This is a genomic window from Streptosporangium sp. NPDC023615 (genome assembly GCF_040640155.1).
Taxonomy (GTDB): domain Bacteria; phylum Actinomycetota; class Actinomycetes; order Streptosporangiales; family Streptosporangiaceae; genus Streptosporangium.
Genome location: NZ_JBFABE010000013.1, coordinates 76,701 through 98,829 on the forward strand (window position 1 = coordinate 76,701; position 22,129 = coordinate 98,829).

Below are 22,129 nucleotides of genomic sequence, written 5' to 3' on the forward strand. Positions count from 1 at the left end.
CCGTACAGGGTGAGGTGCGGTTCAGGCCGCGGCGGCGGCCGGCTGGGGGCCGCGGCCGGTCAGCCATTCGAGGACCTTGCGGTGGCCGTGGCAGGCGTCCTCGAAATGACCCCAGCGCCAGTACCTCGGCTGGTCGCGCACTCCGGTGACCCATGTGCGGTAGGACACCGGAGTGGGCGCACCCTCCCCCGTGGCGGCCGAGGCGACGCCGTAGGTACGGATCACGACGCGCCCGCCTGGCGCGATCAGCACGTCGTCGGCCACCGGGTACAAGGTCATCTGGTCCAGCACGTCTGAGCCCCCAATCACTGTGAGCTCGAACTCTTCCGCGCCGGCCCACTTCCCCGGTTACACCATCGGCGCGTCACGGTTAACCGGACCGTCCCGATGTAAAAACGGCGTTACGCCATCAGAGGCGTCACACCGTCAGACCGTCGAACTCCCCGTCCTTCACCCCGAGCACCAGGGCGCGGATCTCGTCCCGGGTGTAGATCAGGGCCGGCCCCTCGGGGAAGCGCGAGTTGCGGACCGCGATGCTGCCGTCCGACAGTTCGGCCAGTTCGACGCAGTTACCCGTCGAGTTGCTGTAGCGGCTCTTGCGCCAGCTGGCCCCGGCAAGGTCAGTGGCGGGCATACCGTTGTAGGTCTGCTTCATTTACATCTCTCTGAGAAGGTCGCCGAGGATCTCGGCGGTGCCCCCGGGCGTGGTGCTTTCCACGCACAACTGCTCCATGGCCGTGAGGTATGGATCGACATCCTCACGCTTGTCCAGGTAGAGGGCACCCCAGAGCTGCTCGACATAGACGACGTCCGACAGGTCGGACTCGGGAAACCGCAAGATGCTGAACGCACCACCCTCAGCCGCGTGCATTCCGAACCGGAAGGGCATCACCTGAAGGGTGATGTTGGGGAGCGTGGCCACCTCCAGCAAATGCTGGAGCTGTTCACGCATGATCTCCTTGCCTCCGATGGGACGCCTCAGGGCCGCCTCGTCGATGACCGCCCACAACCGGGGGCCGTCCTTCTTCGTCAGGCGATCCTGCCGCTGCATGCGCATATGCACACGACGCTCGATCTCCGCCTCCGGCACGTCCGGGTAGCCCAGCCGGATCACGGTGCGCGCGTAGGCGGACGTCTGCAGCAGGCCGGGAACGAACTGCACCTCGTAGGTGCGGATCATGTTCGTGGCCTCCTCCAGCCCCACGTAGGTGGTGAACCAGTGCGGCAACAGGTCGCCGTACTTGTGCCACCAGCCGGGGGTGTTCGCCTCGCGGACCATCTCCAGCAGGCCGCGCCGTTCGGCGTCGTCGAGAACGCCGTACAGGGTGAGCAGGTCTTCCACGTCACGTGTCTTGAAACCGACACGGCCGAGTTCCATGCGGCTGATCTTGGACTCCGAGGCGCGGATGTGAAATCCGGCCGCCTCGCGGGCGAGCCCCTTCTCCTCACGCAACCGGCGCAGGCTCGCACCGAGCATGATGCGCCGGACAGTGGAACCGGTACCGGGCGGATCCATGGACACGTAGTGCTCCTCGCTCGCTTTCCTGATCGACAGTCTGTCACTTCGCGACCCAAGAATCCCTGGCCGCGGACAAGATCCCCTTTCGCGTTATTTGCGCCCAATCATGGGTAACGGTAGCGGTTGCACAGCCCTTATGCACGTGCATTCGCTCTTGCACCTGCACGGGAGTGTGCACCATGATGACGGCTGTGCAGTCCGCCCAAACCGCGCCCCCCCGAGCCTCCACGTCCTGGACGACCCTGGACTGGTGGCCCCCCGCCGGATGGTGGCCCGACTCCGCCCGCGATCTGCTTCCCGGATCTCCCGCGGTCATGGCCAGCGCCACCTTCGTGCTCCCCCCGCACGCCGAGTCCGTCCAGTCCGCCCGCAACTTCGCCACCGGTACCCTCACCGGCTGGAGCCTCGGCGAGCTGAGCGAGAACATGGAGCTGGTCGTCTCCGAACTCGCCACCAACGCCTTCAGGCACGGCCTGCGGCTGGCCGGGTCCCGCGCCAGGGAGCCGATCCGGCTCTCCCTGCTCCGCCGGGGCACGACGGTCGCCTGCACGCTCAACGACCCCGGAGCCGGCTTCCCCTCGCTCCGCGCCCACTCCGCCCTCGACATCGGCGGCCTCGGACTGCACATCGTCGAGTCCCTGAGCCTGCGCTGGGGCTGGGCGCCGCTGGCCCCCTACGGAAAGATCGTCTGGGCCGTTCTGCGGACCGGCCGCCACGACGGGCCCGACCGGCACTGACACCGACCGCGGCGGGGGACGCGTCCCTCCCCCGCCGCGACCCGCCCCTCTCCCACCGAACCCCTCCGGACGGCGCCGGCCCTTCCCCTGTGGCGCCGGCCGTTCCCGGGACCGCCATCCCTCCCGCCCGGCGGTCCCGGGAACGGCCAGAACCGGACGGGGACTGTGATAACGCGGCGCATTCTGCGCGGTAGACACCGTCAGAGATGCCCTCTGCATTACCGTGGATGTTTATGGCTCACGGAGAGTCCCCGCGCGAGATTCCTGAAAGAGCTGCGAGATGGACGATCACCTGCTCGGCTGGTTGAAAACCCTCGACGAAGAACGGCTCGCACGAGTTCTGGCCAACCGGCTGGACGCCATCGCCCCACCGTGGCCGCGCCGCCTGGACACCCTGGCGCAGCGGCTGGGCAACGGTTTCGCGGTGATGGAGGTCATGCGCGGCCTGCCGCTGCCCTCGCTGGAGGTGGCGCAGGCGTCACTGGCCCTCGGTGAGCAGGCCGACCCGGCCGCGGTGGCCCGGTTCCTGGGCGCGCCCGAGCCGGAGGTGACGCCCTGGCTCGACCTGCTGTTCGACCACGCGCTGGCGTGGCCGGACGGCGAGGGGCGCATCCGGGTGGCCGAGGGGGTCGCCCGGTGGTGGGCGGCGCCCTGCGGGCTCGGCGAGCCCCTCCCCCACTACCTGAACTCCTGGACGGTCAGCGCCGACGCGTTGCGCGGCCTGGCCAGGTCCCTCGGCCTGCCGAACGGCCCCAAGCGCCTCGTGATCGGCAGGGTCGCCGAGATCCTCTCCGACCCCGCGCGGGTGGCCGGGCTGCTGGAGAGGGCGCCGGAGGGCACCGCGCGGCTGCTCGACGCGTTCGCCTGGGACGGCCCGGTCCGCGACGTGGAGGGCGGCAGGTTCGTGGTGCCCGGAGCCCCCGAGAAGTGGGCCGCCGACCACGGGCTGCTCTTCCGCCCGAGCTGGAACGTGGCCGAGATGCCCCGCGAGGTGGCGCTCGCGCTGCGCGGGCCCGACTACCACCCGCCGTTCACGCCCGTCCCGCCCGAGCCGGCCACCATGCCGGTGGATCCCGAGGCGGTGGACCACCTGATGACGCTGGCCGCCCCGCACGTGGTGGAGCGGTGCGCCGCCATGCTGGAGAACACCGCGAAGTTCCCGCTGCCGCTGCTCAAGGCGGGCGGCGTCGGGGTGCGCGAGGTCCGCCGGGTGGCCAGGGACACCGGCTGCGACGAGGACGAGACCCGGCTGCTGCTGGAGGTCTGCGCGGTGGCGCGGCTGCTGGCCTGGGACGAGCCGGCCGGCGGGCTGGTGCCCACCGAGAAGTTCGACCGCTGGCGGCTGGACGACGCCGCGGCCAGGCTGCGGGTGCTGCTGTCGGCGTGGTGGCGGATGGAGCGCTCGTCGCTGCGGAAGGTCGCCGGCAAGTACGGAACGGTGCTCGGCGACGACCCGGCCGGGGCCATGGTGGCCCGCGCCAGGCGGGCGGTGCTCGGCGTCCTGGCCCGGCTGCCCGCCAGCACCGCGTGCACCGACCGTGCCGGGCTGGTCAGGTCGGCGCACTGGCACGCCCCGCTGCTGGACCGGTCGCTGCTGGCCGAGTGCGTCCCCGCCGTACTGGAGGAGGCCCGGATGCTCGGGCTGGTCGCCCTCGACACGATCACCGACCTCGGCCGCGCCCTGGCCGGCCTGGACGCCTTCCCCGGCGACGAGATCGACGACTGCACCCCGCTGGTGGAGAACGACCCGATCCTGGTCGAGTGCTCGGTCAGGGCGCTGGCCAGCGTGCGGCGCAGCGCGCTCTTCGGCGCCGACCTCACCGCCGTCGTGACCGGCCCGCCGGCCGGTGAGCTGGCCGAGCTGCTCGACCGGACCGCCGAGCGCGAGTCGCGCGGCGCCGCCTCGGTGTGGCGGTTCACCCCGGCCAGCGTGCGCCGGGCCATGGACGCCGGCTACACCGCCGAGGGCCTGCTGGCCGACCTCGCCGCGGTCGGCTCCGTCCCGCAGCCGCTGGAGTACCTGGTGCACGACGTGGCCAGGCGGCACGGCGAGGTGACGGTGACCACGGTCGCCTGCATCGTGCAGGCGTCCGACCCCGCGCTGCTCGCCGAGATCGCCGGGCACCGGAGGCTGGGCAGGCTGGGCCTGAGACTGCTCGCCCCGACCGTGCTGGCCAGCGCGGTGCCGGCCGACAGGACCCTGGCCGCGCTGCGGGAGAACGGCTACGCGCCGGTGCCCATCTCCGACACCGGGGAGATCACCATCCGCCGCGCCCGGGTGGAGGAGCCGCAGAACGGGCGGCTGATCCTGCTGCCCGGGGGGCGGGTGGCGGAGTTCGAGCAGCCCGCGTACCCGCTGGTCGAGCCGCCGCCCGACCCGCGCGAGCACGCCCGGCGCCTGCTCGGCGCCGAGGGCGAGGCCACCGGGCCGGGCGGCAGGACGTGGGCGGTCATCGGGCGCATGGCCTCCCGGCTGCCGACCGCGCAGCAGTCGCTGCTCGGGTTCGTCGTCGACCGCGGGGTCCGGGCGGCCATCACCCTGGCCGACGGCCTGACCGCCACCATCAGCCACGGCGAGCTGCGCAGCGGCGTGCTCGACGCGTGGTGCGAGGAGGCGGGCGACTACCTGGAGTTCCCGCTGGCCGACATCGTCGAGGTGCGCGGCACCTACGCCTGACCCGGCCGCGGGCCCTCTCAGAGCTTCTTGGCCGTGGCCAGGTCGGCGCCGAGCTTCTGCAGCAGGTCGGCGAAGCCCTTGTAGCTGAAACGCTCCTCGGAGTTCCAGCCGTAGACCTGGTTCGCCTTGACCGCGGGCAGCTTGGCGAAGGTCGGCTTCTTCTTCATCTCGTCGATCTTCATGGACTGGGTGCGGTTGTCCACCAGGATCACGTCAGCCGTGTACTTGTCGGCGTTCTCCCAGCTCAGGGACTCCCAGAAGCCGCCGTCGTCCACCTTGTCCGGCACCACGACGTCCAGGCCGAGCTCCCGCAGGTAACGCACGCCCGCGTGGTCGTCGGGGTTGACCACCCACATGGTCTCCGGGCCGCCGGCGATGGCCATGACCTTGAGCTTCTTGGTCTCGGCCGTGGGGAGCGCCGCGGCCGCGGCGTCGAACGCGGACTTGGCCGCGGTCACCTCGGGGGCGTCGAGGTCGGCGCCCAGGGCCGCGGCGACCTCGCCGTACTTCTGGATGATCTCCGGGGCCGACCTGCCGTTCAGCCGGACGCCGAGCGTGGGCGCGACCTGCTCGATCGTGGCGGCCGACTTCTCCGGCACGTACCAGAGGGCCTTGTCGTACATGCCGCTGACCAGCAGTTCCGGCTGGAGCGAGATGTACTTCTCGACGTTGAACTCGTCCCACACGTTGCCGATGGACTCGACCTTGGTGATGTCGACGTCACCGACCTGGGGGTCCTTGGAACCGTCGGTCAGCCGGTGCGGCCCGAAGACCGCGATCGGGCGTACGCCGAAGTCCCAGAGCGCCGCCGCCGCGCCGACCTGGGCCACCACCCGAGCCGGGCGCCTGGGCGCGTCGATCCTCTTGCCCCGGTCGTCGGTGAAGGTCCACGGGCCCTCCTGCGCGCCGGGGGCGGCCGCGGAGCCCGTGGCGGCCGGGGAGCCGCCCGCCGCGGGAGAGGCCGTGTCGGCTCCGCTTCCGCACGCTGCCAGGGCGAACATCAGCCCGAGACCGACGGCCATGAACCCCCGTCGCGGCATGACAGATAGCGACATTCGTGACTCCAAAGGATAGGCTTACCTAAATGACTTTTTCATTAGATTAGCCTTGCCTTACCAGTACCGAACGAGAGGGGTGGCCCGATGAGACTGGCCGGCGCGGCCACACCCGCGATGCCGGCGACCGGCTCCCCCGTCCGTGACCTCGAGGAATCCGGCGTGCTCCGCGGCGGACGCGAAGGTGGGAACGCCGACGGTGGGGACGGCGACGGACGTGACGGCGGACGCGGTGACGGGCTCGGTGACGGGCTCGGTGACGGACGCGGTGACGGACGTGACGGCGGGCACGAGGACGGGCACGAGGACGGGCACGGCGACGGGCGCGGGGGCAGGTCGCGCCCCACGCGGCCGGGCCGGCGCTCGGCGCTGCTGGCCGCCGGGCTGCTGGCCGGGCTGGCGGCGCTGGTACTGACGGCCATGGTCAGCGTCGCGGTGGGGTCGCGTTCGGTTCCCCTCTCCACGGTTCTGGACGCGCTGCTCGCGCCCGACGGGTCCACCGACCACACGGTCGTCAGGAGCCTGCGGGTCCCGCGGACGCTGATCGGTCTCGGCGTGGGCGCCGCGCTCGGACTGGCCGGCGCGCTGATGCAGAGCCTCACCCGCAACCCGCTCGCCGATCCCGGGCTGCTCGGCGTCAGCCAGGGCGCGATGTTCGGCGTGACGGCCGCCATCGGGTTGCTGGGCCTGACCAGTCCCACCGTCTACGTCTGGTTCGCGTTCGCCGGGTCCGCCGTCGCCGCGACGCTGGTCTACGCGCTGGGGTTCTCCGGGCGTTCCGGTGGCGGGCCGATCCGCCTCACCCTGGCCGGTGTCGCCCTGGGCATGGTGTTCCATGCCGCCTCCTCGGCCGTGCTGCGGATGGACAACGCCACGTTCGACCGGATGCGGTTCTGGCTCACCGGCTCGCTCGCCGGGATCACCGGTGACCAGGCGATACGGTTCGCCCCGTTCCTCGCGGCCGGGCTGGTGCTCGGGCTGACGCTGGCCAGGCCGCTCAACGCGCTGGCGCTCGGCGACGACGCCGGACGCGCGCTCGGCGCGAGCGTGGCCCGCACCCGGGGACTGACCGCGGTCGCCATCACCCTGCTGTGCGGGGCCGCCACCGCCGCGGCCGGGCCGATGTGGTTCGTGGGGCTGGCCGTACCGCACGCGGTACGCGCCTTCACCGGTCCCGACCAGCGGTGGGTGCTGCCCTACACCGTCGTGCTCGCCCCCCTGGTGCTGCTCGCCTCCGACGTCCTCGGCCGGGTGATCGCCGCCCCCGGCGAGGTGCAGGTGGGCATCATGTGCGCCGTCGTCGGCGCCCCGGTCTTCATCCTGCTCGCCCGCCGCCGGAGGCTCGCCGCCCTATGAACGCCTCACCCCCGGCCCTGGCCTCCGTCCCCGACCCCGGTGGGCCGCCGGCGGACGCCCGTACGGTCGCCGCCCCGAGGCCGGTCCTACGGCTGCGCTCCTGGTCGCTGCGGCTCTCCCCGCGCGGTCTGGCCGCCGGGGCCGCGATCACCCTCGCGGGCCTGGCCGTCAGCCTGTTCGCCCTGTCCACCGGCGAGTTCACCGTCCCGGTCCCCGACATCGTGGCCGCCCTGTTCGGCGAGGGGCCGCCGGTCGCCGAGCTCATCGTGGACCGGCTGCGGGCCCCGCGGGTCCTGACCGGGTTGCTGGTCGGCGCCGCGTTCGGGGTGAGCGGGGCCATCTTCCAGAGCATCACCCGCAACCCGCTCGGCAGCCCCGACTTCATCGGCTTCACCGCCGGCGCCGCCACCGGGGGCATCGCCGCCGTCATCCTGGGCGGCAGCGCCTGGCAGATCGCCGGCGCCTCGCTCGCCGGATGCGTCGTCTGCGCGATCGTCGTCTACGCCCTGGCCTTCCGGCGAGGCGTGCAGGGTCACCGGCTGGTCCTGGTCGGCATCGGGGTCGGCGCGCTGCTGGTCTCGGCCGACTGGTACATGCTCACCCGCGCCGACATCAACGACGCCGCCACCGCCGGCGCCTGGATCACCGGCAGCCTCGGCGGGCGCGGGTGGGAACACGCGATCCCGGTCGCGTACGCGCTGGCCGCGCTGCTGCCCGTCTGCGCCTGGCTGTCGCGCCCGTTGCGGATGATGGAGCTCGGCGACGACGCGGCCAGGGCCGTGGGCATCCGGGTCGAACCGGTGCGCGCGGTGGCCGTCGTCGCCGGGGTGCTGCTCTGCGGGGTCGCCACCGCCGCCGCCGGGCCGGTGGCCTTCGTGGCGCTGGCCGCCCCGCAGCTGGCCCGCCGCGTCTCCCGCTCTCCCGGCGTGACCCTGCCGCTCTCGGCGCTGACCGGCGCCGTGCTGCTGATCGGGGCCGACCTGGCCGCGCAGCGCCTCTTCGCGCCGGTCCAGCTGCCGGTGGGAATCATGACCGCCGCCATCGGCGGCATCTACCTGGTGTTTCTCCTCAGGAGGGAACGACGTTGAGACTGTACGGCACCGGGCTGACGCTCTCGTACGACAAGCGCGTGGTCGCCACCGACCTGGACGTCACGATCCCCGACGGGTCGTTCACGGTGATCATCGGCCCCAACGCGTGCGGCAAGTCCACGATGCTGCGCGCCCTGGCCCGCATGCTCAAGCCGCGCGCCGGGGCGGTCCACCTGGACGGGAGCGTGATCACCTCGCTGCCCTCCAAGGAGGTGGCGCGCAGGCTGGGCCTGCTTCCGCAGAGCTCCATCGTGCCCGACGGCATCACGGTCGCCGACCTGGTGGGCCGGGGCCGCTACCCGCACCAGCGGATGATGCGCCAGTGGTCACGCGAGGACGAGGTCGCGGTGGCCGCGGCCATGAGGTCGACCGACGTGACCGAGCTGGCCGACCGCTGCGTCGACGAGCTCTCCGGCGGCCAGCGCCAGCGCGTCTGGCTGGCCATGGCACTGGCCCAGGAGACCCCGATCCTGCTGCTGGACGAGCCGACCACGTTCCTGGACATCGCCCACCAGATCGAGGTGCTCGACCTCTGCGCCGACCTGCACGAGCAGGGCAGGACCATGGTGGCCGTGCTGCACGACCTGAACCAGGCCTGCCGCTACGCCACCCACCTGATCGTGATGCGCGACGGCCGGATCGTCGCGGAGGGCGACCCGGCCTCCGTCGTCACGGCCGACCTGGTGCGGGAGGTCTTCGAGCTGCGCTGCGAGATCATCGAGGACCCGCAGAGCGGCACCCCGTTGATCGTCCCCGAGGCCCGGCGCCGTCCCGTCGCGGTCGCCGGGGCCGGCGCGGTCGCCGGGACCGCCGGGGTGCCGGTCAGCGGGTGACGCCGGCCGGGCCCTCCATGGCGACCCGGCGGGCCAGGCCCAGCGGGAGGCCGCCGGAACCGGCCAGCGTGTCGTGGAAGGCGCGCAGGTCGCCGCGGCCGGCCGCCAGGTAGTCGTCGCGGATGCGGTCGATCTCCAGGGCGCCGGTCAGGTAGGAGGGCGCCTGGGTGGGCCACGCGCAGTAGCGGTTCACCTCGCCCACGGCGATGCCGTGGGGCAGCGAGGAGCGCGTGGTCATGAACTCCTCGGCCTGCTCCACCGTCATGTCGCCGCAGTGCAGCGAGGTGTCGACGATGATGCGGGCCGCCCGGAACAGCCGGAAGTCCAGGTGGGCGAGCTCCTGGGCGGGGGTGGTGAAGTATCCCTGCTCGGCCATGAGCTTCTCGACGTACAGCCCCCAGCCCTCGGTGAGGTACGGGGTGCGCAGCAGCTTGCGCGCCCGGCGTGGGGTGTCCGCCACCCACGACAGGTGCCAGTGGTGGCCGGGGTAGGTCTCGTGGACGGCGATGGAGGGCATCTGCGCCCTGGCGTTGCCGCGCAGGCGGTGGCGGACCTGCTCCTCGGTGAACGACGACGGGGTGAACGGCACGAAGAAGTGCCCGACCCGCGAGGTGGACAGCGGCGGGGGCGGCATGTAGGAGGCGACGGCGATGACGGGCCGCTGGAACTCCGGCGACGGCACGACCCGGCACTCCTCGCCGGCGGCGAAGGTCACCAGGCCGCGTTCCCGGACGAACCTCCTGGCCCGTTCCGTCTCGGCCTCGTACTCGGCGCGCATGTCCTCCAGCGTCGGCGCGTGGTCGTCCTGCAGCGCGGTGACGGCCGCGTGCCAGTCGCCGGAGCCGCCGTCCAGCCGGGCGGCGACCTCGCGCATGCGCGCGTCCAGCTCGTCGTAGGCGGCCCGCCCCCGCTCCAGCAGCTCGCCCGCGCCGTAGCCGAGCATCTCCCGCTCGCGCAGCAGGACGGAGTACAGCTCCTCCCCCATCCGCCAGGTGCCCTCCGCCCGGAAGCCCTCGAGGAACCCCACCAGCTCGTCGAAGGCCGCCGCCGCGGGCTCGGCCGCCTCGGCCAGCCGGGCGCGCAGGGCCTCGTCGCCGACCTGGCCGGGAACCGTCCCGGTGAGGAAGCCCCGGGCCGTCCGCGCCTGTCCCAGGCCCCGCTCGACGAGCAGGGGGGCGGCCAGCGCCGGATCGAGGTTGGCCCGGCAGGCGGCCAGGACGTCCGGCACCTCGGCCAGCCGTGCGACGGCCGCGTCCACCAGCTCGGCCTCGCCCGTGAGCCGCTGCAGGAACGGGCCGAACATGGACGAGAAGACGGGTCCCACGTAGGCGGCCGGGTCCCGCCTCCAGGCGGGCCACGCCTGGTGGGCGATCTCACCGCGCAACGTGGACACGACGAGCTCCCTGTCGATCTCGTCGTCGAAGTCCCCGAAGTCCCCGAAGTCCCCGAAGTCGCCGGGGGCGCCGGGGGCCGCCGTTCCCCCGCCGCCACCCGCGGGCGGCGCCTGGAGTCTCTCCAGCCAGTGGCGCGCCTCCCGTTCCCTGGCGAGGATGCCCGCCTCGGTGAAGTCCCCCAGGGTCCTGTCGTACCCCTGAGCCCCCGAAAGGGAGGCGTAAACGGGATTCGCGGTCAGATACCAGTCGAGAAAGCCGTTCACCAGCTCGGGAGACGTCATGACGCCGGATCCTACTGGGCGGGCCCTTCCTGTGCGGACGAGCCGGTACGAGTCCGGCGTTCCCATAAACTGCATCCGTGGGCGACCCCAAGTTCGAGATCCAGATGCTCCACGACCGCGTGATGGTCAAGGTCGAGCAGGAGTCCGAGGAACGGCGCAGCACGGCGGGCATCGTCATCCCGGCGACGGTGAAGATGGCCAACCGCCTCGTCTGGGGGGAGGTCTGCGGCGCGGGCCAGAACGTCCGCGCGGTCAAGGTCGGCGACAAGGTGCTGTTCAACCCCGAGGACCAGTACGAGGTCGAGGTGCACGGCCAGATCTACCTGGTCATGCGCGAGCGCGACCTGCACGCCATCGCCACCCCCCAGACCGACAACGGTACGGGCCTGTACCTGTGAGGACCGCCCGGCCCCGGGCGTCCCGGCGGTGCCGGGGGAGCGGGCGGGGCGGCCCGGTCAGCGGCGGGTGTAGCCGAGGTAGAGCCGGGCGTCCCAGTCGCCGGCGGCGAAGGCGGCCAGCACGCGGACGGTCCTGCCCTTGAGCGTGGACAGCACCACCTGGTAGTGACCCCCGGAGGGGATGACGGCGATGAAGTGCTTCTCGTCCCACCACCCCCACAGGGCCTTCGGCCGGATGCCGGGCACCTTGGCCGCGAGCCTGCCGGAGGTGCGGTCCCAGACGCAGACGTGCTCGGTGTGGGTGGACGGGCACCAGGTCATCAGGCCCCGGCCCGAGGGGGTGAAGGCGTCCTCTCCCCCGGCGGGCCTGCCGGTCTTGACCAGGGTGCGCCGGACCGCGCCGTCCTGGCCGTAGAAGCGGGTGCCGCCCTTGTACTCGGCCACCACGTCGGAGCCGTCGGAGCTCCAGCGGAACCGCGCGGACCCGTCGACCTTGGCCACGATCGCCTGTCTGGCGGTCCTCGCCGAGACGTCGACGATCACGAACCCCGATGTCACCCACGACGTGCCGCTCTTGCGCTGGACGGTCAGCACCGCCTTGCGGCCGTCGCGGCTCCAGTGGGCGGAGTGCGCGACGAGCGGTTTGCGCACCGTGCGGATCACGGTGCCCTTGGAGGTCGCCAGGTCCAGCAGGACGACCGAGTCGTAACCGCTCCTGTAGGAGGTGGGCACCGCGAGGGCCCTGCCCCCCTTGGGGGCGACCGTGATCTCCTGGTAGGCGGTCTGCCGGGTGAACCCCGCCCCCCTGCGCAGGTAGGTCGTCTTGCCCACGGAGTACGAGGTGACCTTGAGCGCGTCGGCGGCCTGCTCCCTGAGGGTCACCCGCGTCCCGGGCAGCACGATGTCGGCCGCGGTCGCGTGCGCTCCGGAAGAGGCCGCGGGGGAATGCGAGGAAGGGGCCACGGCGGACGTGACGCCGGCCTCGGGCGCCGTCCCACCGGCCGTCCGGGCGGCGTGCGCGGCCGCCGGGAGCGGCATGACCGGCACGATCGGCAGGGCCAGGGCGACGAGACAGCCGAGCAGTCGGCGGGTACCAGGAGTCACGGACACGGCGGCATCCTAAGTCGGAAATCGTTCATGATCGCGATCTAGAACGAAAGGGTTAGAAGAGGTGTGGAGGCGGCCTTCCGGGGCGATGAATACCGGAAGGCCGCCTCCGCCGCGCCGCTCCTCAGTCGCCGAGCCTGCGGAACGTACGGGCCGACAACGGCAGGAAGACGGCGATCAGCAGCAGCGGCCAGAGCACCGCCATCGTCGCCGCGTGCTGCGCGACCCAGGACTCCCCCACCCGGCCCGGGTCGCCGAAGAACCCCCTGACGGCGGTCGCGGTCGCCGAGAGCGGGTTCCACTCGGCGACCGCGCCGAGCCAGGAGGGCATCGTCGCCGGGTCGACGAACACGCCGGACAGGAAGCCGGCCGGCCAGACGAGGATCTGCACGGACGTCACCGCCTCCGGCCCGCCCGCGACCAGGCCGATGAAGATCCCCACCCAGAGCAGGGCGAAGCGGAGCAGCAGGAGCAGGCCCACCGCCGCCAGCGTGCCGGCCGGACCGCCCTCGGCGCGCCAGCCGAGCAGCAGCCCGGCCGCGAACAGGACGGCCAGCCCGACGGCCGAGTCGAGCATGTCGGCGATCCCGCGGCCCATGACGACCACGGAGGAGTTCATCGGCATCGAGCGGAACCGGTCGGTCACCCCCCTGGAGGCGTCGGTGGTGACCGCCGTCATCGTGGACTCCAGGCCGAACAGCATGGCCATGGCGAACATGCCCGGGACGAGGAAGTCGATGTAGTCCCCCGTGCCGGAGCCGCCGGAGGAACCGCCGGGGCCGCCGATGGCGCCGCCGAACAGGCCGCCGAACATCAGCACCGTCAGGACCGGGAAGAACCAGCCGACGACGACCGGTCCGGGCCTGCGGACCCAGTGCCTCAGGTCCCGCAGGGCGATCGTCCAGGAGTCGGCGGCCACCCAGGCGGCGCGGGTCGCCCGGGTGACCCGCGCCGGCGAGGATCCTCCCGAGGGGGCCGGGGCGGGCGGGACCGGGGCGGGGGTCGTGACGCTCATACGGATGCCCTCCTGTCAGGGGCGGCGGGAGCGGCGGGGGCGATCGCGCCCCTGTCGTCGCCCGCAGGCCCGGTTCCGTCGCCCGTGGACCGTGGGTCGTCGCCCGCCCGGTTGCCGTCGTCGCCCGTCAGGTGCAGGAACACCTCGTCCAGCGTGGGGCGGCGCAGCGTGACGTCCACCGGTTCGATCCCGGCGTCGCCGAGTGCGGTGACCAGCGCGACGAGCGCCCGGGTGCGTTCGGAGACCGGGACGCCGATCCGGCGGCTCCCGGCGTCCACCCGGACCTCCCCTGACGCGACCCGCGCCGCCAGGACCCGCGCGGTCTCCACGTCGCCGGCGTCGGCCAGGACGACGTCGATCCGGTCGCCGCCGAGGGCGGACTTCAGCTCCTCCGGGGTGCCCTCGGCGACGACCCTGCCCGCCGTGAGCATCACGATCCGGTCGGCCAGCCGGTCCGCCTCCTCCAGGTACTGCGTGGTGAGCAGCACGGTCGTGCCGGAGTCGACCAGGTCGCGCACGGCCGCCCACACCTGGCGGCGTCCGGCCGGGTCCAGGCCGGTGGTCGGCTCGTCCACGAACAGCACCGGCGGTGCCACGACGAGGCTCGCCGCCAGGTCGAGCCTCCTGCGCATGCCGCCGGAGTAGCCGCCGACCGGCCGGGAGCCGGCGTCGGTCAGCGAGAAGCGTTCCAGCAGCTCGTCGGCCCGCCTCCGCGCGTGCGCGGCGGGCAGGTGGTTGAGCCTGCCGAACATCACCAGGTTCTGCCGCCCGCTGAGGATCTCGTCGACCGCGGCGTACTGGCCGACCAGCCCGATGCGCTCGCGGACCCGGCCGGCCTCGGCCCGCACGTCGAACCCGGCCACGCTCGCCCGGCCCGCGTCGGGGCGCAGCAGCGTGGACAGGATCCTGACGGCCGTCGTCTTGCCCGCCCCGTTGGGGCCGAGCAGGCCGCAGACCGTGCCGGTCGCGACCTCCAGGTCGAAGCCGTTGAGCCCCGCGCCCGGCGGAGCGCCCGCGTACCCCTTGCGCAGGCCGTCCGCGACGATCGCGGACCCGGCCCTCGCGTCCTGTCCCATCCGTGCTCACCCGCCTTCTCGTGCCACCCCGGACGGAGGATCCGCCCGGCTTGGCACGCCACTTACCGTATAGCGTACGGTACATCGTACGGTCACGCTACGGTGGGCCTGACGCCGAGAATCTGGAGACCGATCCCGTGAGCGCGAAGAGAGCTTCCGACGCCGACCCGGCACGCAGCCTTGCCCTCCTGTGGGGCTCGCACGGCAAACCGGGCCGTTCCGGGCTGACGGTGCGCTCGATCGTCCTGGCCGCCATCGAGCTGGCCAACGCCGAGGGGCTCGACGCGGTCTCCATGCGCCAGGTCGCCGAACGGCTGGGGGTCGGGACCATGTCCCTCTACACCCACGTGCCGGGCAAGGGCGAGCTGCTCGACCTCATGATCGACACCGCGTACGGGGAGCTGTACGCCGACGTGGACACGCCGTCCCGGCAGCCCGGCGGGTGGCGGGGCGCGCTGGAGTTCGTCGCCGCCCGCAACTGGGACCTGCACCGGCGCAACCCCTGGATGCTCCAGGCCCGCGATCCGCGCTCCACGCTCGGGCCGAACGCCACGCTCAAGTACGAGGCCGAACTGCGCCCGCTGGAGGGCGTGGGGTTGTCGGACGTCGAGATGGACTCCGTCCTCACCCTGGTCCTCTCCCACGTCGAGAGCACCGCCAGGACCGGGGCCGACCAGTTGCGCGTCCAGCGGGAGAGCGGGATGACCGACGCCGAGTGGTGGCTCACCAACTCCCCGCTGCTCGAACGCCTCGTGGACGCCACCCGCTTCCCGGTCGCCTCCCGCGTCGGGCAGGCGGCCGGCGAGGCCTACCAGGCGATCACCGACCCCGCCCACGCCCTCACCTTCGGCCTGGAACGCATCCTGGACGGTGTCGCAGCCCTGATCGCGAGCCGCGAGAACGCCTGACCGAACGCGATGGCGGGCCGGACGCCGGCCCCCGGCTCCCCGCCCGTCCCCGGCGTCCGGCGCGCCTCCGGGAGAAGGGCCTACCGCTCCCCGCCCGCGGCGGTCCGCGCGTCGCGCCGGGTCAGCCCTTCACCGCCGGGCGCTTCGCCGCGACGAGACCGGCGGCGCGGGCGCGCAGGACCACCTCCAGCTCGAAGCGGTCCCCGGGGGTGCCGAGCTGGTCGGCGAAGAGCTCGGTGGCCTGGCGCAGGCGGTAGCGGACGGTCTGCGGGTGGACGTGCAGCCGGGCCGCCACCTCGGTGGCGTTGCCGCTCTGCAGCCAGGCCAGCAGCGTCTCGGCCAGCCGGTCGCGCTGGGCCGGGCGCAGGGCGAGCAGGGGCACGAGCCTGGACCGCCCCATGATCTGGATCAGCGCCTCGTCCTGGAAGATCATCAGTGTCGCGAGGTGCTCGGCCACCCTGATGACGCCGCGGCCGTCCAGCACGCCGCGCCCGGCCAGCACCAGGGCGTCGCGGGCGAGCCTGAGCGAGATCCCGGCCTCGCCGACGGCGACCGCGGGACCGATGGCCACCGTCCAGTCGGCCGCCATGGCGTTCAGCAGGCCGCTCCTGCCGGGACCTCCGGGGTCGGGCAGCACCAGGCAGGGATCGGAGCGGTCGAGGTCGACGAGCACGTCGGGCGGCAGTCCCGGCCTGGGCGGCTCCCCCTGGACGCGGGGGGCCAGGGCGACGCAGGCCAGGGTGCGCGGCATGGTCCAGCGCACCGACCGGGCCAGGTCGGCCACGGCGCGGGAGTCGGCGGGCGGGTCGGCCACGAGCAGGTCCAGCAGCCTGCGGCGCCTGAGCTCCAGTTCGCCCGCCACCCGGGCCTGGGCCTCGGAGTAGCCGTCGGCCGCGGCCGCGGCGATCTCGTCGAGGTAGACCAGGATCGCCTCCCCGATGTCGCACATGCGCCGCCGGGACAGGTCGAGCCGTTCGGACTCCTCGGCCAGCCGCCGCCAGGCCACCCGGGCGCAGATCCGCAGCGCCGACTGGAGCGAGTCCAGGGGGCGCCCCTCGGCCGCCTCGCCGCCCCCGACGGCGCGGAAGACCTCCAGCAGCCGGGACCGGCCGGCCCCGCGGTTGACGAACCCGGCGAGCGCCTCCTCGACGGAGTGCCTGACGATGCGGGCGTAGGCGTCGCTCTGCCGGGAGTACTCCGGCACACTGGCCCGGATCTCGTCGATCATCTCCTCGGCCAGGACGTCCAGGTAGGGACGGAGGGCGTCGGCGAACTCACGGGGGACGTCCGCCTGCGGCTGTTCGACGGCACGGGCTGGGCTCACGTGGACTCCTCCTGACTTCGGACGTTACCCCGATGTCAGGAATCCTTCTTCTGGCGCGGGCGCACAGTTTCCCCCGCCGCCCCCCTCACGCGCGTGACAATTTCATGGCGACGCTGACGCGTCGCTGTGAGGCCGCTCTGATCCGGCTCCTTCCCTCGTCGGGCGGAATCGTTCGTTCCTCACGATTCCGCCCTCCTCAGTCCAGTCGCCGGCTCGGCCTCACAGCGCCACGAGGCAGCACCTGTTAGAAGTAGCCGGTGCCCGTGATGGCGGCCGGGGTGTTGCCCATGTTCTTCACGCGGTAGCGGATGCACTGCGCGGGCGGGGTGGTGCTGGCGGCGACGTACGCGGCGTGGTCGTTGGCGGCGATCGGCAGCGTGCCGATGTACCTGCCGCGGCAGTTACCGATCTTGATCTTGACGGGGACGCTGTTGTTGTCGAGCTTGACCAGGACGTTCCCGTTGTACTGGGCCGCGGGGACCAGCTCGGGCGTGAGGAAGACCTCCTCGCCGGGCTGGACCCTCGCGGCCAGGTTGACGTCGTCGGCGTGGGCGGGGGTGCCGGTCAGGATGGCGGCTCCGGCGGCCGCGAGGACCAGCATCGAGGACAGGGCGCGCATGGAACGTCACTCTCCTTATTCGTCTCTGCCGATCCGTCCTTGCGGATCGGACGTGGAGACACTACGAAGAGTCACATCCGAGGAAGATAACGAGACGGGTGGCACCCGGTAAAACTCGCCGGGGCGCGAGGATCGTTTCCCGTCAACGGTGTCATCACCGGTCAGACGGCCTCGTTGCCGTCACCGTGCGTGATGTTCGCCGATCGGACGCGGGCCCGTCTAGCGGATGAGGAGTTTCTGCGCCTCGACGACCAGGTCGAGCCCGAAGCTGAGCTTGAGGCCGAAGTAGACGATGGCGGTGGCGGTGGCGGCGGCGACCAGGACGACCAGGATCTTGACGGTCCAGCCCCGGCGGCCGAGCCAGGCCGTCCAGGCCGACAGGGTCCGCTTGCCGAACTCCAGCACCCGGTGGGCCCAGTGGAACTCGGTGGCCAGCACGGCCAGCCCGGCGAAGACGACCAGCCAGCCGGGCCCGGGGAAGGGCACCATGATCAGGCCGCCGATGACCAGCACGGCGCCGACGACACCGATGACGATCTTCAGGGTGAGGTGGCCGGTGCGGGTGGACCTGATGCCGTCGAGCCTGCCCTGCAGGCCGGATCGCCGGGCCTTCACCTCCGGGGGCTCACCGGGCTCACCGGGCCCGCCGACGCCACCGGGGCCGCCCGGAGAGGAACCTCCCGGAACGGGGCCCCCGGTCTCGCCGATGCCGCCGGGGACACCGGCCCCGGCGGCATCGCCCCGACGCGGAGCGCCGGTGTGATCGTCTTTCGTCGGGTTCCCGGCCGCGTCCCGAGGGCCGCGCACCCCGTCTGAGATCGTCATGCTCTCCCCCGGACTGTCGGTTTCTTCCACAATAGGGTCTGTCGGATGGTCCGGCCTCAGCGGACGTCGTATCTCATCCTGAAGACGGAGTCCCCTACCCCCTTGAGGGGGACTCCCGCCGGCGCACCGGGGCCGAACGGCCATTGACACGCCAGGAACGCTTCCGGCCTCGCCCGAGACGCTCCCGGCGTCGCCCCGAACGCTTCCGCCCGGAACCGGGACGGCCCCGGCCGGGCCCGTTCGGGGCGCGGCCGGGGCCGTACGGGCTCCCGGCCCCGCGTGGTTCTCACGAAGGACCGGGAGGCCGGTGAAGGGCCGCCAGGACCCCCCGGCCTCGGCGGCCGGACGCACCGGCGGGTCTCTCCCGGGCCGCCCCGGGCCGCTCCCGGGAGGTCACCCCGCCGGGGTGGTCTCGCGGGAGCGGCGGTCGGAGCGGGAGCGGTCGTCGGGAGCGGGGACGACCGTCAGGAGACGGCGCAGGTGACGGTGGACGGGACGCCGTTGGTGCCGGTCCAGCTCGCGCCGAAGCCGAACACGGTGGACGCCCCGGCGCCCAGGGCGCCGTTCCAGTTCGTGTTCCTCACCGTGACGGCGGCACCGGTCTGGGTGTGCACGCCGCTCCAGAGCTGGCTGATCGTCTGGCCGTTCGGGAACGACCACGTGACGGTCCAGCCGGTGGTCGCCGAGGTGCCGGTGTTCTTCACCGTCACCTCGCCCTGGAATCCGCCCGGCCAGGAGTTGGCGACCTTGTAGGTCGCGGTGCAGCCGCCGCCCTGTCCGGCGGTGGTCGTGAAGGTGACCGGCGCCGAGGCGGTGGAGCTGTTGCCGGCCGCGTCACGGGCGATGACGTAGAACGTGTACGAGGTGTCCGCGCTCAATCCGCTCAGCGCGTACGACGCCGACGAGGCCGTCGCCACCTTCACGTCCGTCGCGCCCGCCTCACGGTAGACGTCGTACCCCGTCACACCCACCGCGTCGGTCGAGGCCGTCCACGTCAGCGTCGCCCCCGAGGAGGTGATCGCCGACGCCACCGGGGTACCCGGCCTGGTCGGCGCGATGGTGTCCCCCTGTCCGGCGGTGGTCGTGAAGGTGACCGGCGCCGAGGCGGTGGAGCTGTTGCCGGCCGCGTCACGGGCGATGACGTAGAACGTGTACGAGGTGTCCGCGCTCAATCCGCTCAGCGCGTACGACGCCGACGAGGCCGTCGCCACCTTCACGTCCGTCGCGCCCGCCTCACGGTAGACGTCGTACCCCGTCACACCCACCGCGTCGGTCGAGGCCGTCCACGTCAGCGTCGCCCCCGAGGAGGTGATCGCCGACGCCGCCGGGGTACCCGGCCTGGTCGGCGCGATGGTGTCGTCGGGCGGGACGGTCCCGTCGCCGTCGGCGTACAGGATGCCGCGGCCGTTGGTGCCGAGGTAGACGCGGCCGTAGACGCGCGGGTCGCCGGTGAGGGCCTCGCCCGCGTTGCCGTACTGGTGCTGGTCGTCGTTGATCCTGACCCAGGTCGCGCCGGTGTCGTCGGAGCGGAACACGCCGGTGACGCCGCCGACGGTGGCGAGCGTGTAGAGCGCCTGGTAGCTCTTTCCGGGCGCGGCCTTGCCGAAGCCGATGTTGACCGCGTTCGCGACGCCGGACAGCTTGGTGAACGACGCGCCGCCGTCGGTGGAGTGCCAGATGCCCGCGGCGGCGCCGGTGTCGTTGGCGGGCCCGGCCAGCCAGATGTCGCCCTCGCGGCCGGGGACGGCCTTGAACTTGACGTTGCCCTCGGCGGGCAGCCCGGTCGCGGCGGTGGCCGTGAACGTGGCGCCGCCGTTGACGCTGACGTAGAACTTCCCGGCGCTGTAGCCGTAGAACTTACTGGGGTTCACCCGGTCGGACTCGACCACGGCGCCGGTCGGCAGCCCGGTGGAGGCGGTCCAGGAGTTGCCGTAGCCGACCGTGTAGTGCACGCCCACGCCCTTGGGCGCCCAGACGAACCGGGAGCCGTCGGCCGCGGCGGCGATCGTGCCGCCCTCGTTGATCCCGGCCGGCTCGCTGCCCTGGAACCAGTTGGCGCCGCCGTCGGTGGAGAACGCGGCGTGGCTGTCGTTGGGCCGGTCGGCGTCGGTGAAGTTGCCCGCGCGGACCATGACGGCCGGTTTGGTCTCGGCGTAGTCGAGGCTGGTGGTGGAGGTGAAGATCGGGGAGGTGAACATCATCGCCGGGACGGCGTCGAGGTCGGTGTGCCGGAAGCCGCCGATGTCACCCAGCGCGCTGACGAGCGGGGCCCCGGACGGCGGGCTGATCAGGTCGAGGACGGCGGTCTCCTCAAGCCCCTTGACCATGGGCTTGATGGTGAGCTGGCCGCCGGTGTCCCACTTCTTGAGGTCCTCGGTGCCGTACAGCGTGGCGCCGGTGCCGTACATCATCCGGTTGCCGTCGAAGGGGTCGATCTCCAGCGACTCGGTCATCCAGCCGAGCTTGGGCGTCACCTCGGGCGGCTGCGGGTTGGTCCCGAAGGTCAGCCACGGCGAGGAGGAGACGTCCATGGTGTAGCGGAAGCTGCGGTTGGGGTAGGACGTGAAGTCCCAGATGCGGGTCCAGGTCGCGCCGGAGTCGGTGGACCTGAAGAAGATCACGTCCGGCCACCAGGAGATCTGGGTGGCGACCATGATCGTGCCGGGGTTCTGCCGGTCGATCGTGAGGCCGCTGTAGCCGTAGTACGCGTCGGACGAGCTGGAGGGGACCGGGCTGATCTGGGTCCACGCGCCGGTGGTCGTGTTCAGCTTCCACACGTCGCCCTTGGCGCCGTCGTAGGGGCCCGAGGTGTCGCTGGTCGCGATGTAGAGGGTGTGGTTGACGTGGTCGAGCACGCCCTTGTGCGCGATGTAGCCGGTGGGCTGCCCGGCCACCCGGCTCCAGGTGGTCCCGCCGTCGGCGGAGCTGTAGACGGTGTTCTGCTTGTCGGCGACGCCGACGTAGATCCTCTGCGTGGTGTTGCCCGCGGTCGCCGAGCTCGGGTCGAAGGTCACCCAGACCACGCCCGGACGGTGGCTGGTGTAGCCGTTGGGGTCGGAGGGGTTGTCGGCGTGGTTCCCCGCGTTGGGGAAGCTCGCCACCTTGGCCCAGGTCACGCCCTTGTCGGTGCTGCGCCACAGGCCGTTGCCCTCGGGCGCGCCGAAGTAGAGGACGCTGTTCCTGTTGGGGTCGACGGCCAGCCGCTCGCCCATGCCGCGGCCGGGCATGTTGCCGCCGAGCTTGAACGGCAGCGGCGTGGCCTGCCAGGTGGCGCCCTTGTCGGCGGAGCGCAGGATGGCCCCGTTGTTGGGGTCCCAGCTGTTGGTGTACATGCCGGCGGCGACGTAGACGCGGTTCGTCTCGACCGGGTCGGTGGCGAGGCTGACCACGCCGTTGTAGCCCCACTTGTCCCAGCCCACCCAGTCGAGCAGCGGGGTCCAGCTCTTGCTCGCCTGCTCCCAGCGGTACGCGCCGCCGATGTCGGTGCGGGCGTAGATGAGGTTCTTCTCCTTCTGGTTGAACACGATCCCCGGCACGAACCCGCCGCCGTCGATCCTGACGTTCTTCCAGTCGTAGGACTCGGCGGCCACGGTGCGGGCCGCGGAGCCGGCCGGGGCGCCGCCCACGGAGCCGGGCGCGGACGCCGAGGCGCTCGCACTCCCGCCCGCGGCGACCAGACCGGCCGAGGCGCACGCCACCGCGACGGCGGCGAGCGCGCTGAACAGCCTTCTTCGCATGTACGGCTTCCCTTCGCAATGCAACGGACAAACCGCCATGCACGATCAAGGTGGCGGGACCCTGACCGTCGACCGCCCGTGATGCGCGTGCATGAACGCCCAGAGGGTCACACGCCGGACCCCGGGCCGTCAATAGTTTGGATGGACAACTAAAAAACCCGCTCCGGTGCCACCGCC

19 protein-coding genes are annotated in these 22,129 nt (G+C 72.5%); 7 read left to right on the forward strand and 12 right to left on the reverse strand.

Features of this window, described 5'->3' with window-relative positions; all coding sequences use genetic code 11:
- Window positions 1–21: 21 nt before the first annotated feature.
- The 3 genes from AB0G16_RS13135 to AB0G16_RS13145 all read right to left on the reverse strand — a co-directional run bounded on the left by AB0G16_RS13135 (window position 22) and on the right by AB0G16_RS13145 (window position 1,477).
- Window positions 22–279 (reverse strand): hypothetical protein, encoded by a 258-nt coding sequence (locus AB0G16_RS13135; protein WP_362803356.1) that lies wholly within the window; start codon window positions 277–279, stop codon window positions 22–24.
- A gap of 139 nt (window positions 280–418) precedes the next feature.
- A complete protein-coding gene (locus AB0G16_RS13140; RefSeq protein ID WP_344749145.1) occupies window positions 419–655 on the reverse strand; it encodes a DUF397 domain-containing protein in 237 nt (78 codons plus the stop codon).
- Entirely contained in the window at window positions 656–1,477 is an 822-nt protein-coding gene (locus AB0G16_RS13145) for a helix-turn-helix transcriptional regulator (RefSeq protein ID WP_344904607.1), read from the reverse strand.
- Window positions 1,478–1,701: 224 nt separating this feature from the next.
- On the opposite strand from AB0G16_RS13145, the gene AB0G16_RS13150 reads away from it, so the two are divergent.
- Window positions 1,702–2,256, forward strand: coding sequence for an ATP-binding protein (locus AB0G16_RS13150; protein ID WP_362803545.1), 555 nt, complete (start codon window positions 1,702–1,704; stop codon window positions 2,254–2,256).
- A 280-nt stretch (window positions 2,257–2,536) separates the two neighbouring features.
- On the forward strand, window positions 2,537–4,933 hold the full coding sequence (locus AB0G16_RS13155; RefSeq protein WP_362803358.1) for a helicase-associated domain-containing protein: 2,397 nt from the start codon (window positions 2,537–2,539) through the stop codon (window positions 4,931–4,933).
- A gap of 17 nt (window positions 4,934–4,950) precedes the next feature.
- On the opposite strand, the gene AB0G16_RS13160 is transcribed toward AB0G16_RS13155, so the two are convergent.
- A complete protein-coding gene (locus AB0G16_RS13160) occupies window positions 4,951–5,988 on the reverse strand; it encodes an ABC transporter substrate-binding protein (protein WP_362803361.1) in 1,038 nt (345 codons plus the stop codon).
- 87 nt (window positions 5,989–6,075) lie between these two features.
- Here AB0G16_RS13160 and AB0G16_RS13165 point away from each other — a divergent pair, with 87 nt between their 5' ends.
- Genes AB0G16_RS13165 through AB0G16_RS13175 form a run of 3 tightly spaced genes read left to right on the forward strand, consistent with a single transcriptional unit; the run spans window position 6,076 to window position 9,268 of the window.
- On the forward strand, window positions 6,076–7,344 hold the full coding sequence (locus AB0G16_RS13165; protein WP_362803364.1) for an iron chelate uptake ABC transporter family permease subunit: 1,269 nt from the start codon (window positions 6,076–6,078) through the stop codon (window positions 7,342–7,344).
- Window positions 7,341–8,432, forward strand: a complete 1,092-nt coding sequence (locus tag AB0G16_RS13170; protein ID WP_362803368.1) for an iron chelate uptake ABC transporter family permease subunit — start codon at window positions 7,341–7,343, stop codon at window positions 8,430–8,432. Before AB0G16_RS13165 ends, AB0G16_RS13170 begins: the two co-directional genes overlap by 4 nt.
- Complete coding sequence (locus AB0G16_RS13175; RefSeq protein ID WP_362803371.1) at window positions 8,429–9,268, forward strand: ABC transporter ATP-binding protein; 840 nt, start codon at window positions 8,429–8,431, stop codon at window positions 9,266–9,268. The genes AB0G16_RS13170 and AB0G16_RS13175 overlap by 4 nt, the downstream gene beginning before the upstream one ends.
- Here AB0G16_RS13175 and AB0G16_RS13180 read toward each other — a convergent pair.
- On the reverse strand, window positions 9,258–10,943 hold the full coding sequence (locus AB0G16_RS13180) for a DUF885 domain-containing protein (RefSeq protein WP_362803374.1): 1,686 nt from the start codon (window positions 10,941–10,943) through the stop codon (window positions 9,258–9,260). The genes AB0G16_RS13175 and AB0G16_RS13180 overlap by 11 nt on opposite strands.
- A gap of 77 nt (window positions 10,944–11,020) precedes the next feature.
- Between AB0G16_RS13180 and AB0G16_RS13185 the strand changes: the two genes are divergently transcribed.
- On the forward strand, window positions 11,021–11,341 hold the full coding sequence (locus tag AB0G16_RS13185; RefSeq protein WP_343964067.1) for a co-chaperone GroES: 321 nt from the start codon (window positions 11,021–11,023) through the stop codon (window positions 11,339–11,341).
- Window positions 11,342–11,398: 57 nt separating this feature from the next.
- Here the strand turns inward: AB0G16_RS13185 and AB0G16_RS13190 are convergent, their stop codons facing one another.
- From AB0G16_RS13190 to AB0G16_RS13200, 3 genes are all read right to left on the reverse strand, one after another.
- Complete coding sequence (locus tag AB0G16_RS13190) at window positions 11,399–12,451, reverse strand: hypothetical protein (protein ID WP_362803378.1); 1,053 nt, start codon at window positions 12,449–12,451, stop codon at window positions 11,399–11,401.
- A 121-nt stretch (window positions 12,452–12,572) separates the two neighbouring features.
- Entirely contained in the window at window positions 12,573–13,463 is an 891-nt protein-coding gene (locus AB0G16_RS13195; protein ID WP_362803381.1) for an ABC transporter permease, read from the reverse strand.
- Window positions 13,460–14,539: an ATP-binding cassette domain-containing protein gene (locus tag AB0G16_RS13200; protein WP_362803384.1), complete on the reverse strand. Its 1,080-nt coding sequence runs from the start codon at window positions 14,537–14,539 to the stop codon at window positions 13,460–13,462. The genes AB0G16_RS13195 and AB0G16_RS13200 overlap by 4 nt, the downstream gene beginning before the upstream one ends.
- Before the next feature lie 137 nt (window positions 14,540–14,676).
- Here AB0G16_RS13200 and AB0G16_RS13205 point away from each other — a divergent pair, with 137 nt between their 5' ends.
- Complete coding sequence (locus AB0G16_RS13205) at window positions 14,677–15,447, forward strand: TetR/AcrR family transcriptional regulator (RefSeq protein ID WP_362803387.1); 771 nt, start codon at window positions 14,677–14,679, stop codon at window positions 15,445–15,447.
- A 121-nt stretch (window positions 15,448–15,568) separates the two neighbouring features.
- On the opposite strand, the gene AB0G16_RS13210 is transcribed toward AB0G16_RS13205, so the two are convergent.
- The 4 genes from AB0G16_RS13210 to AB0G16_RS13225 all read right to left on the reverse strand — a co-directional run bounded on the left by AB0G16_RS13210 (window position 15,569) and on the right by AB0G16_RS13225 (window position 21,952).
- Window positions 15,569–16,771: a helix-turn-helix domain-containing protein gene (locus AB0G16_RS13210; RefSeq protein ID WP_362803390.1), complete on the reverse strand. Its 1,203-nt coding sequence runs from the start codon at window positions 16,769–16,771 to the stop codon at window positions 15,569–15,571.
- Between the two features lie 244 nt (window positions 16,772–17,015).
- Window positions 17,016–17,390 (reverse strand): hypothetical protein, encoded by a 375-nt coding sequence (locus AB0G16_RS13215; protein ID WP_362803394.1) that lies wholly within the window; start codon window positions 17,388–17,390, stop codon window positions 17,016–17,018.
- A gap of 219 nt (window positions 17,391–17,609) precedes the next feature.
- Window positions 17,610–18,005, reverse strand: a complete 396-nt coding sequence (locus AB0G16_RS13220; RefSeq protein ID WP_362803397.1) for a TIGR02611 family protein — start codon at window positions 18,003–18,005, stop codon at window positions 17,610–17,612.
- A 674-nt stretch (window positions 18,006–18,679) separates the two neighbouring features.
- Window positions 18,680–21,952: a cellulose binding domain-containing protein gene (locus AB0G16_RS13225; protein ID WP_362803399.1), complete on the reverse strand. Its 3,273-nt coding sequence runs from the start codon at window positions 21,950–21,952 to the stop codon at window positions 18,680–18,682.
- Window positions 21,953–22,129 lie beyond the last annotated feature (177 nt).